We start from the raw sequence: 11339 nt of genomic DNA on the forward strand, positions 1-11339 counted from the left end.
GGCGCGCTCGTCGCCGCCGCAGCACAGGTGCAGCGGTCGACGGCCGACGGCCCGACACCACCGGAATCCGCCACTCCCCCGCCGCGGACGGGACCGGTCAATGGCGTTCCTCGGCGAACAGGTCGGAACGGGTCTCACCGAGCAGCTCGCGCAGGCGGTTGAGGGAGCGCATGCTCTGGCTCTTGACGACCGCGGTGGAGACGCCCACCACCTCGGCGGTCGCCTCCACGCTCAGGTCGTCCCAGTAACGCAGGACGATGATCGCCCGATCCCGCATCGGCAGGGTGGCGATCGCGTCCAGCAACGTCATGCGCAGCTCAGCCGGATGTTCCTCGCCCCGCTCCGGCGGCGCCGACATCGCGAACTCGCGGCTGGAGCGACGCCGCTTCTGGTCGATCATGCAGCGCAGCAGTATCTTGCGGGCGTACGCGTGGGGGTCGTCGGCCCGACGGACCCGCCTCCAGTTGGCGTACACCTTCGCCAGCGTCGTCTGGGTGAGGTCCTGGGCGAGATGCCAGTCGCGACACATCAGGAACGCGGCATCGCGCAGCCGGCCGGCGGCCGCCTGCGCGAACTCCAGGAAGTCCTCGTCAGCCATTCGACCGGGCCAGCGTCGGGAACCTCTTGGCACCGCTGATGACGTACTCGGTCGGCAGTCTCGTCCCCCAGATCGGGTTGGCGGCGATCTCGGTCGCCTCCTTCAGGGACAGGACGGGCGGTGCCGGCACGTTGCCCTTGCCGTCCCAGGCCAGACAGGTGGAAATCATCAGATCGACCTGGAGGCCATCGCGGTGGTGCACGGTGACCATCTGGTTCTCCACGCAGTTGTCGGGCACCTCGGTCAGCTCCACAGTCCCCGGGGCCGGGTCGCCGCCGAGCCTGTCCCGGTAGATGGAGAGCCGCAGCATCCCCGGTCCATCGCCCCGGTCCAGGTAGAGCTGGACGAACGGCATGCCGGGGCCCGCTCCACTGCTGGGCAGACTCGCAAATCCGCTGGTCTTTCCCGCGGGCAGCAGCCGGGTCAGCAGTTCCAGGGCGCCCTGCGGTGTGGTGGTCAGCAGCTCACCGCCCGGCTCCGGCCCCATCCTCAGGATGTCGATCACCGTGGGCGAGGGAGACGGCGGCACGAACCGATGGGACCCATCTCTGTGCTCCCCGTCGGTGCCCGTTCCGATCCCGCCCGGTGCGCCACCGGCGGACGCAGCCGGGGACGGCGTGCCGATGTCGACAGACCCACCCGGGAAACCCACGTTCGGCCCGCCGGGCTGACCGACGTCGTCGGCACCGACACCGATCGGCCCGGCGGCCAGGCCGACCACGAGCAGCATGGCCAACAACGAGCCGCCGCCGCCGAACTGCGCCAGGCGGCGTCGGCGACGCAGTCGGCGGCCCTGCAGCATCGACTGCTGGACCAGGTCACCCAACGGCGGGGCGGGGTGTCGTGCCAGGTCGTCCCTGAAACGCCTTCGGACGTCCCCCATGTCCCATCCCTTCTCGGCTGGCCGCCCGCGGTGGCGATCCATCACTGACCTGACGGGTTGGTCAGCAGATTTGGTTACCGAATTCCGGCGTGAAATCTCAGTCACACCTCTCGGCTGAACACCGTGTTCCACAACGTGTTCAGCCGCCTCCACAGCGTCATGTTTCTCGTGCCAGGAGCGTTGCTGCGGACGGCCGTCGGCGGCCAACGGCACCCCGAGGGTGGCGACCGACCCGCCGCCGACGGCCGACATGGCACGATGGCCGTGTCCTGCGCCGCCGGTGGCCGGGCACGACGCTTATGGAGTCGGGATGTCAGAACTGGCCGGCACGCCGGTGCCAGGGTTGGCGAAACTGTGGACGCACGATCCGGTCACCGCCGGCCCGTACCGGCTGGTCGGCCGGCTGGGCGCGGGTGGGCAGGGGGTCGTCTACCTCGGTGAGGACGACGCCGGTGACCGGGTCGCGGTCAAGATGGTCAACATCGATCTGAGTGACCCCCGGGCGCGGTCGCAGTTCGTGAAGGAGATCGCCGCCGCACGCCGGGTCGCTCCGTTCTGCACCGCGCAGGTGCTCTTCGCCGAGGTGGACGGCGAACGGCCCTATGTGGTCAGTGAGTTCATCGAGGGCCTGACCCTGCATCGGCACGTCCGCGAGCGCGGCCCGGTGACCGGAAACGCCCTGCACCGGCTCGCGGTCGGCACGGTCACCGCGCTCGCCGCGATCCACAGCGCCGGGGTGGTGCACTGCGATTTCAAGCCGGACAACGTGGTGCTGGGCGAGGACGGTCCCCGAGTGATCGACTTTGGCATCGCCCGTGCGTTGGGTGTCACCGAGACGGCGTCCAGCCGGGTCATGGGGACCACCGCGTACATGGCGCCCGAACGGTTCCGCAACGACGCTGTCGGTCCGCCCTGCGACGTCTTCGCCTGGGCGGCCACGATCGCCTTCGCCGCCGGTGGTCAACCACCGTTCGGCAACGACTCGCTCTTCGCCGTGATGCACCGGGTGCTGCACGATCCGCCCGACCTGCCGGCGTTGCCTCCCGTCCTGGACGAGCTGATCCGGGAGTGCCTGGCCAAGGACCCTGCCGACCGGCCGGCCGCCGAGCACGTGCTGGTCCGACTGCTCCGGCAGGACGGCACGGTCAGCGAGCCGCTACGTCGGGACAACCTGCTGGAGGTCGGCATCGAGACCGCGGGCGCACCGACGCCGAACGCCCCGCTGCCGCAGATCACGCCGACGGCACCGCAGCCGCGCCGGGCCCAGCCGCAGACGCCGACACAGCCGACGGTGCCTGCCCAGGCCCAGCCGACCCAACCGGTGACGACACGGCCTGCACACCAGCCGGCGACGGCGTCCGGCGTCGGTGCCGGAGGTGGGAGCGGCGCGTGGCGGCGGCTGCGTGGTGAGGCCCTCGACGCCTGGGGCATCTCGACCGCGCTCTTCCTCGGTTCGGCTGGCGCCGCCGCCGGCTACGTCGCGTCGAGCGCGATCGGCCCCGCCGCCGCGTCCGGCGCGGTCACCTTCGTCGTGGTCTACCTGGTTCGACTGCTGGTCGCGACGGCGGTCGGGGAACGACCCGACCACGGGTGACAGGCCCGCTGGGGTCAGGGTCGCCGGCTGGCACCGGATCGATAGGTTGACTGCCACCAGCCGCCCGCCGAGGAGGACGTCCCGATGGCCCCATCCGCTACGCGTACGCGGCAGTGGTTGCCGTACACCGCCGCCGTCACCGCCGGGCTGGTGGTCATCGCCGGGGCGTTCGTGTTCGTCCGGCAGCGCGAAGCGGGCAACGAGGGGGCACGCGGCGACTGCGCCACCACCCTCCAGGTCAACTCCTCCACCGAGAAGGCGGCTCTGCTGGTCGAGCTGGCCGAGCGCTACAACAGCAGCGACCGGTCGATCGACGGCGGCGGCTGCGCCCAGGTGCACGTCAGCGCGCTGAACTCGGGCCAGGCCACCGAGGCGCTGGCAAGCGGCTGGACCCACACCGGCCTGCCGCAGCCACAGGTCTGGCTGCCGACGTCGAGCCTGTGGACCGGTCAGCTCCGCCTGCTCGACAGGGCCGCCGGGCGGGAGTTGCAGACCCCGGACCACTACCCGTCGATCGCCAACAGTCCCCTGGTGATCGCGATGCCGCAGCCCAAGGCCGAGCTGCTACGCCAGCGCGGGCCGCTGGGCTGGGGAGAGATCCTGGGCCTGTCCGGGCGGGACGGGTGGGCGAGCTTCGGCAAGCCGGAGTGGGGCCGCTTCACCTTCGGCAAGGACAACCCGAACCTGTCGACCTCCGGGCTGGCGGCGACCATCGCCACCTACTACGCGGCGGTGCAACGGTCGAGCGATCTGACCCGGGACGACCTGGCCAACCCGACGGTCACCCAGTTCGTCCGCCGGATCGAGGCAAACGTGTCGCACTACAGCGACGACTCGGTGGACCTGCTCCGCAGCCTCGCCGAGGCGGACCTGGCCGGCGGGGCGGGCAGTGCGGACGACATGAGTGCCGTCGTCCTGCAGGAGGAGCTGGTGGACCTCTACAACACGGGCGCGCTGAGTCCTCGGCAGGACGGGCAGGAGCGGGGTCGCCGGCCGAACGTGCCGTTGGTCGCCGTCCACCCCAAGGAGGGCACGTTCAACCTGGACCACCCGTTCGTGGTGCTGCCCTCCGCGGACAAGCGGCAACGCGCGGCGGCGGCCGACTTCCAGAAATTCCTGACCGAGGATGACCAGCAGGAGAGCTTCGCCCGTCTCGGCTTCCGGGACCACGAGCGCCGCGCCTCGACGGAGCTGCTCGCCAGCGTCGGCGCCGAGCCCACCGGCGGGCTTACCTACTTCGACCCCCCCGACCCCCAGGTGGTCGGTGCGATGCTGGACGGTTGGCGCACGCTCCGTAAGAAGGCGAACATCCTGATCGCCCTGGACACCTCGGGGTCGATGCAGACGATGGTCGGCACCCGTACCCGTTTCCAGGTCGCCTCGGCGGCGGCGGGCAAGGGCCTTGCGCTGCTCAACAGCGAAGACCGGGTAGGGCTCTTGTCGTTCTCCTCGGAGACCCCGAAGCGGCCGAAGAGCCCCTACCGGACAGAGGTGCCTCTCGACGAGTTCGACCAGAAGCGGATCAACAGCAAGATCGCCGGCCTGCACGTCGAGGGTGGCACCGCGCTCTACGCGACGGTCCGGGCCGCACACCGCGAGCTTGTCGACAGGTACGACCCGCAGCGGATCAACGCGATCGTCGTGCTGACCGACGGCAAGAACGAGTACAGCAAGGACAACGACCTGGCCCGATTGCTCGCCGAGGTCGCCCTGGACCCAAAGCGTCCGGTGAAGGTGTTCTGCATCGCCTTCGACCGGGAGTCGGACTTCGCCACCCTGGACCAGATCGCCAAGGCGTCGTCGGGCAAGGCCTTCGACGCCACCGATCCCGCCAAGATCGACGAGGCGTTCGTGAAGCTGGTCAGCAGCTTCTGACGCTCTCCCTGCCCGGACCGGCGCGCTCAGAGCCGGGCGGCCGGCGTCGGTTCCGCGTGTCACGTGTCGGCCTGCGCGTCGCAGAGCACGTCGATGTGCAGCACCCTTGCGGTGCCCTCACGCACCGACTGCTGCTGGCTGCGGGTCAGGTGGTCATCAAGGTAACCCACCGCCTTGGGCCGGTCCCGGATCTCGTACACGGTCACCCGGCAGCTGCCCGTGTCCGAGTCGGTGCCCTCGCCGGTGGCCAGGTAGTCGTAGAACGGGTACGACAGGTCCGTGCCACCCGCACTCAGGGTGAGCCCGGGCGCGGTGACCGCGGGCGTGGCGTCGCCGGCAGGGCCGAGGTAGGACCGACCTTCGCCGTTCGCGTACGCGGTCTTGACCAGCGTGAATCCCTCTACGCGTATGCGGTCGGCGTACCGCTGGGTCTCGTTGCCGTCGTAACCGCACCCGGATGCGGCTACGGTGAGCAGCGCGGCCGTCACCGCGAACCGGGCGCGGCGACGCACCGACGTCGGGAACACGTGCGCACTCCGCAGTGGTGGGCCGGCCAACCGGGTGTCAGTGCTTGCGGCCGACCCCGCCGAAGGCGTCGATGTCGGCGGGCGTGTCGACCGCGTCGTCGGGTCGCCACTGCGGGCACGGTACGACGCCGGGAGCCACCAGCTCCAGGCCGTCGAAGAAGCCGGCGATCTCGGCGGGCGAGCGCAGCGTGTACGGGGTCGCCCCGCTGTCGTTGTAGTCGTCCTGCGCCTGCTGCATCTCGGCGCTGATCAGGCTCGTGCCGTCGTTCAGTGAGAGGTAGCTGCCGCTGGGCAGGGCGGCCAACAACTGGCGCGTGATCGACCGGGCCGTCTCGTAGTCGGGCACATGGCCCATGACGCCGCTGAGGATGAGACCTATCGGCTGCTGGAAGTCGAGCGTCTTGCCGGCCTCGGCGACGACCGCCGCCGGCTCCCGCAGGTCACCGTCGATGTAGGCGGTCCTGCCCTCGGTCGTGCCGACCAGCAGTGCGCGGGCGTGCACAAGCACCAGCGGGTCACTGTCGACGTAGACGATCCGCGCGTCCGGCGCGATCCGCTGCGCCACCTCATGGGTGTTGTTGGCCGTCGGCAGCCCCGTGCCGACATCGAGGAACTGGCGGACGCCCGCGTCGGCGGCGAGGAACCTGATCGAACGGACCAGGAACTGCCGCGAGGCGCGGGCGACGTCGACGACGCCGGGGAAGATCTGCCGGTACTGATCGCCGGCCTCGCGGTCGACAGCGAAGTTGTCCTTCCCACCGAGCCAGTAGTTCCAGATACGCGCCGAATGCGGCACCGACGTGTCGATCTTCTGCTGGGAGCCGACCTCGCCCGCCTCGGGCCGGCCGGTCGTCGGCGATTCCATGGTCACGACGAACCGTCACCTCTCAGTGCGCTTTAGCAAGCACATGGTTGGTAGTCCTGCCTTGCGGCGGAACGGTCCCGGTCTGACCGGCGGATGCCGTGCCGGGTTCACGCTTCGTCGCCACCTGCCCGCGTACGCGGGTCTTCTGGTCGGCTCCACGTGCTGGCACCGGGCCACTCCCGGCGGTATCGAACTCGGCCGCGAGAGCGGCCAGGTTCAAGGAGGCGTTGCGGTCCCGGTCGATGACCAGACCGCACGCCTCGCAGGTGTATTCGCGCTCGGACAGGGCCAGCTTGGTTTTCACTGTGCCGCAGCCCGAGCAGGTCTTGGAGGACGGATACCAGCGGTCGGCCAGCAGTAGCTGACCATTGTTCCATCCGGTCTTGTACGCCAACTGGCGGCGGATCTCCGCGAAACCGGCGTCTGCGATGTGCCGGGCCAGCCGCCGATTGGCGAGCATGCCGGCCACGTTGAGGTGTTCGACCACGATCATGCTGTGCTCGCGGGCCAGGCGGGTGGTGAGCTTGTGCAGGCCGTCGCGGCGCAGGTTCGCCACGCGGGCGTGAGCGCGGCCGAGCCGGGCGGCTGCCCGTTCCCACCGCTTCGAGGCTCGTCTTGCGGTACGCCGGTCCGGGCCGGTCCTGCGTGACAGCGCCCGACCCAACGAGCGCATGCGTTGCTGCGCGGCGACTAGGTGGCGCGGGTTGTCGACCAGTTCGCCAGTGGACAGCACCGCAAGGTGCGTGATCCCGACGTCCACGCCGACGACCGACTGCGGCCGGGCAGGGGCGCGTTCGGCCCGTTCGACGTCAACGGTGAACGACACGTGCCAGCGTCCGCCGTCGCGCCGCACGGTCGCGGACATGATCCGGGCGGTGCCGTTGTCCAGGCGGCGGGCGAGTTTGCGGGCCGACTCGTGCAGCTTCAACCGGCCCAGTCGGGGCAGCACCACGTGCATGCGGTCGGGTTCGACCCGGATCGCCCCGGTGGTGAACCGCACGGATGGTGTGCTGCGGCGGCGGGACTTGAACCGGGGAAACCTGACCGGCCGCCCGGCCCGTGCGCCCTTACGGGAGTCGGCCCAATTCTTCAAGCCGCGCGCGAGGGCGTCCAAGCCGGTGTTGAACGCCTCCTTCGACACCTCGTCCCACCACGGCGCAACCCCGGGCTTAGCGGCGTTCCACGCCTTGCGCAACCCAGCGAGGGACCATGACAGCGACGGCGTCAACGCCTCGCGCGGCACGCCGTAGGACCGCTCGGCGGTCCGCTGGTCCATGACCGCCTTGACCTTCGCCAGTGCCCAGTTATGCGCGGCCCGGGCCGCCCCGGCATGCGCGAGCACGTCACGTTCCTGGCCCGGGGTGAGGTCGAGGGCGAACCGGTACGCCTGGATCGTCTTCACACCGGAGCCTCGGTGGCGGCTTCGACTGCGCGGCGGGCGCGGTTCGCGGCGGCGCGACGACCGTACAGGCGGGCGCACAGCGAGGTCAGGATCTCGGTGACGTCGCGGACCAGGTCGTCATCGACCTCAGCCGGGTCGACCACCAGCAGACGCCGGCCCTGCGCGGCCAGCGCGGCTTCAACGTACTCGGCACCGAAGCGGGCGAACCGGTCACGGTGCTCGACCACAATGGTTGACACACCCGGATCGCGGAGCAGGGCCAGGAACTTCTCACGGTGCCCGTTCACCGCGGACCCGACCTCGGTGACCACCCGGTCCACGCCGAGCTTCTGGCCGGTGGCCCACACGGTCACCCGGGCGACCTGACGGTCCAGATCCGCCTTCTGATCGGCTGACGACACCCGGGCGTACACCACGGTCTGCCCGGCCTCGGCCGCCGTTGCGGTGACCGGATCTCCGACCATGATCAGGCGGCCGATCCGGTAGGTGGGAATGGGTAGCGTCCCGGACTCGTAACGCCGACGTGCTGTCGCATACGAGATCCCGGTGGCCGCTGCCCATTCCTTCAAGTTCACAACGCCGACTATAGCCCGCTAGTGAGCGCTACTGACGACCGACACGCCAACAGCCGACTACCCTCTCGTCTCGCTCGCGTACACGACGCCGTCGCGGGTGGACCTGTCGAGGAAACGGTCGCCCCTGGGCGTGTCACGCTATAGAAGGTCGACAATTCGCGCCACACCCCGGCCCCGTCGCTCACCTGCCGGTCCCGCTCAGAGGCGCCGTGCTCTCTCGAACCACGAGCGTGGGGACGACCAACGGCAGGGGCTGAGGCACGGTGTCGTCGATGGCCTGTGTGACGGCCGTGATGGCCCGCCGACCGACCGCGTCGAAGTCCTGCTGGATCGTGGTCAACGGCGGAACCAGGTACGCCGCCTCGGGAACGTCGTCGAATCCGACGACGGAGATGTCCTGGGGCACCCGCCGCCCGCGCTCGTGCAGCGCGCGCAGCACACCGATGGCCATCTGGTCGTTGGCGACGAAGACCGCTGTCGTCCCGCGCATCTCGCAGATCCGCAGCCCGGCGACGTAGCCGCTGGGTGCCCTCCAGTCACCCTGGACCGGCTCGGGTGGGCGTAGGCCCGCCGCACTCATCGCCGCGCGCCAGCCGTCACGGCGGGCACGGGCCTCGGCCCAGTTGAGCGGACCGGCCACATGCACGATCTCCCGGTGCCCGAGGCCGAGCAGGTGGTCGGTCGCCATCCGGGCGCCGAGCACCTGGTCGACCCCGACGGTGACGCTGGCCCTGGACACGTCGCCCTCCACCACCACGAAGGGGACGCCGGACCGGGTCATCCGCACCACCTCGAGAGCCTCGTCGTTGCCGGCGATCATCACGACGCCTTCCACACCGACGCGCATGAGGTGTTCGGTGGCGTCGCTGAGCGCCCGTACCGTGACCTCCGACAGGCTCACCGAGGTGGCGAAGTAGCCGGCAGCGCGGGCAGCGTCCTCGACGCTGCGGTGGATGCTCGTCGGACCGAACAGCGTCCTGGCCGTGCCGATGATGCCGATCATCCCGGAGCGTCCGCGCACCAGCGCGCGGGCGGCGGTGTTGGGGCGGTAGTCGAGCCGTCGGATCGCCTCGAGAACCCGTTCCCGTGTCTCGCGCCTGATGGCCGGCGCCCCGTTGATGACCCGGGACACCGTCTGGTGCGACACGCCCGCCAGACGGGCGACGTCCGCCATGACCGGCGGACGGTGGGCGGCCGTCACCGCTTTCTCCGCGTGAACTCGCACTGGCGGGCCGTCCGTTCTTCCATGAGTCGTTTCCTCGTCCGTTCCCCGGCCGTCAGTGTGAGTGACGGGGCACCGCGCTGCCGCTGCCACCGACGAGGAAGTCGAGGTCCGCGCCGCTGTCGGCCTGCAGAACATGTTCGCTGTACAGCCGTGTCCACCCCCGCTCGGCCACCGGCGGCGGTGGGACCCAGGCGGAACGGCGTTCGGCGAGTTCCGCGTCGTCGACCAGGAGGTCCAGGCGGCGGGTGGTGACGTCGACGCGGACCAGATCGCCGGTGCGTACCAGCGCGAGGGGGCCGCCCACGGACGCCTCCGGCGCCACGTGCAGGACGCACGTGCCATAGCCGGTGCCACTCATGCGGGCGTCCGAGATCCGCACCATGTCCGTGATGCCGTCGGCGAGCAACCGGCGGGGCATGGGTACGTTGCCCACCTCGGGGAAGCCGGGGTAGCCGCGTGGTCCGGCGTTGCGGACGACGATCACCGTGTCGGCTGTGACATCGAGATCCGGGTCGTCGGCGGCGACGACGTACTCCTCGATCCGGTCGAAGACGAGGGCCGGGCCGGTGTGCGTGAGAAGGTGGGCGGAGGCGGCGGAGACCTTCAGCACCGCCCCGGACGGCGCGAGCGACCCGCGCAGCACCACGGTGCCGGAGCCGGCGGGCTGGAACGGCTCCTCCAGGGTGGCGATGACGTCGGTGTTCCAGCACTGGGCGCCGTCGACGTTCTCGGCCACGCTCCGGCCGCTGACTGTGACGTGATCCGTGTGCAGCAGCGGGGCGAGTTCCTTCATCACCACCGGGAGGCCGCCCGCGTAGGCGAAGTCCTCCATCAGGTACGCCCCGGACGGCATGAGGTTGACGAGCAGGGGCACGTCGGCGGTGAGGGTGTCGAAGTCCTCCAGCGACAGGGGCACGCCGAGGCGTCCGGCGATCGCGAGCAGGTGCACGACCGCGTTCGTGGAGCCGCCGATCGCGGCGTTGACCCGGATGGCGTTCTCGAACGCCGAACGGGTGAGCACCGTGGACAGGCGCTGGTCCTCGCCGACCATGGCGACGATCCGACGCCCGGCGGCGTGCGCGAGCGCGTACCGCCGGGAGTCGACCGCCGGCACGGCGGCGGCGCCGGGCAGTTGTACGCCCAACGCCTCGGTCACGCAGGCCATCGTCGACGCCGTACCCATGGTCATGCAGTGGCCCCGGCTGCGGGACATGCCGACCTCCGCCTCCGCGCAGTCGGCGGCGGTCATCCGGCCGGCCCGCATCTCCTCGGTGAAGCGCCAGACGACCGTGCCGGAGCCGATGTCCTGGCCGCGGAACTTGCCGTTGAGCATCGGGCCGCCGGTCATCATCAGCGTCGGCAGGTCGACGCTCGCCGCACCCATCAGCAGGCCGGGAGTGGTCTTGTCGCAGCCGGAGAGCAGGACCACCCCGTCGAGGGGATTGGCGCGGACCGACTCCTCCAACTCCATGGCCAGCAGATTGCGGTAGAGCATGGTGGTGGGTCGCATGAGCGGCTCGCCCAGGCTCATCGCCGGGAACTCCAGCGGCAGACCGCCGCTCTCCCACACGCCCCGCTTCACCGATTCGGCCAGGTCGCGCAGGTGGGCGTTGCAGGGCGTCAGCTCCGACCAGGTGGTGGCGATGCCGATCACCGGGCGACCGTCGAAGACGTCGTCCGCGAAACCCTGGTTGCGCATCCAGGACCGATGGATGAACCCGTTGCGGCCCTCCGCACCGAACCACTGCCCGCTACGCAGGGACCCATCCGTCGTCGACATCGACACACCTCTCTG

Annotated in this window: 10 protein-coding genes; 2 read left to right on the plus strand and 8 right to left on the minus strand. The window is 70.4% G+C overall.

The features are described 5' to 3' along the window. Positions 1-97: 97 nt before the first annotated feature. Complete coding sequence (locus tag ACGFIE_RS25845) at positions 98-598, minus strand: SigE family RNA polymerase sigma factor (protein WP_393299116.1); 501 nt, start codon at positions 596-598, stop codon at positions 98-100. After that, a complete protein-coding gene (locus tag ACGFIE_RS25850) occupies positions 591-1481 on the minus strand; it encodes a hypothetical protein (RefSeq protein WP_393299119.1) in 891 nt (296 codons plus the stop codon). Before ACGFIE_RS25850 ends, ACGFIE_RS25845 begins: the two co-directional genes overlap by 8 nt. Before the next feature lie 310 nt (positions 1482-1791). Between ACGFIE_RS25850 and ACGFIE_RS25855 the strand changes: the two genes are divergently transcribed. Together ACGFIE_RS25855 and ACGFIE_RS25860 are read left to right on the plus strand one after the other, a co-directional pair. Then, on the plus strand, positions 1792-3075 hold the full coding sequence (locus ACGFIE_RS25855; RefSeq protein WP_393299122.1) for a protein kinase: 1284 nt from the start codon (positions 1792-1794) through the stop codon (positions 3073-3075). A gap of 84 nt (positions 3076-3159) precedes the next feature. After that, a complete protein-coding gene (locus ACGFIE_RS25860; protein WP_393299125.1) occupies positions 3160-4950 on the plus strand; it encodes an extracellular solute-binding protein in 1791 nt (596 codons plus the stop codon). 59 nt (positions 4951-5009) lie between these two features. Here the strand turns inward: ACGFIE_RS25860 and ACGFIE_RS25865 are convergent, their stop codons facing one another. The 6 genes from ACGFIE_RS25865 to ACGFIE_RS25890 all read right to left on the minus strand — a co-directional run bounded on the left by ACGFIE_RS25865 (position 5010) and on the right by ACGFIE_RS25890 (position 11324). After that, on the minus strand, positions 5010-5477 hold the full coding sequence (locus ACGFIE_RS25865) for a hypothetical protein (RefSeq protein WP_393299128.1): 468 nt from the start codon (positions 5475-5477) through the stop codon (positions 5010-5012). A 37-nt stretch (positions 5478-5514) separates the two neighbouring features. Next, the gene (locus tag ACGFIE_RS25870) at positions 5515-6342 is read right to left on the minus strand and encodes an SAM-dependent methyltransferase (protein ID WP_393299431.1); all 828 of its coding nucleotides are present in this window, start codon (positions 6340-6342) and stop codon (positions 5515-5517) included. 22 nt (positions 6343-6364) lie between these two features. After that, positions 6365-7744, minus strand: coding sequence for an IS607 family element RNA-guided endonuclease TnpB (tnpB, locus tag ACGFIE_RS25875; protein ID WP_393299131.1), 1380 nt, complete (start codon positions 7742-7744; stop codon positions 6365-6367). Beyond that, on the minus strand, positions 7741-8319 hold the full coding sequence (locus ACGFIE_RS25880; protein ID WP_393299134.1) for an IS607 family transposase: 579 nt from the start codon (positions 8317-8319) through the stop codon (positions 7741-7743). Before ACGFIE_RS25880 ends, tnpB begins: the two co-directional genes overlap by 4 nt. A 181-nt stretch (positions 8320-8500) precedes the next feature. Further along, positions 8501-9520, minus strand: coding sequence for a LacI family DNA-binding transcriptional regulator (locus ACGFIE_RS25885; RefSeq protein ID WP_393299137.1), 1020 nt, complete (start codon positions 9518-9520; stop codon positions 8501-8503). A gap of 76 nt (positions 9521-9596) precedes the next feature. After that, entirely contained in the window at positions 9597-11324 is a 1728-nt protein-coding gene (locus ACGFIE_RS25890) for an IlvD/Edd family dehydratase (RefSeq protein WP_393299140.1), read from the minus strand. Between the last annotated feature and the right edge of the window lie 15 nt (positions 11325-11339).

Source organism: Micromonospora sp. NPDC049275 (assembly GCF_043197115.1).
Lineage (GTDB): Bacteria > Actinomycetota > Actinomycetes > Mycobacteriales > Micromonosporaceae > Micromonospora.

Bases quoted from the DNA above. Each gene is read 5' to 3' on its own strand.
- ACGFIE_RS25855 (WP_393299122.1), top strand. From the start codon at position 1,792: ATGTCAGAACTGGCCGGCACGCCGGTGCCAGGGTTGGCGAAACTGTGG.
- ACGFIE_RS25850 (WP_393299119.1), bottom strand. From the start codon at position 1,481: ATGGGGGACGTCCGAAGGCGTTTCAGGGACGACCTGGCACGACACCCC.
- ACGFIE_RS25845 (WP_393299116.1), bottom strand. From the start codon at position 598: ATGGCTGACGAGGACTTCCTGGAGTTCGCGCAGGCGGCCGCCGGCCGG.
- ACGFIE_RS25890 (WP_393299140.1), bottom strand. From the start codon at position 11,324: ATGTCGACGACGGATGGGTCCCTGCGTAGCGGGCAGTGGTTCGGTGCG.
- ACGFIE_RS25860 (WP_393299125.1), top strand. From the start codon at position 3,160: ATGGCCCCATCCGCTACGCGTACGCGGCAGTGGTTGCCGTACACCGCC.
- ACGFIE_RS25870 (WP_393299431.1), bottom strand. From the start codon at position 6,342: ATGGAATCGCCGACGACCGGCCGGCCCGAGGCGGGCGAGGTCGGCTCC.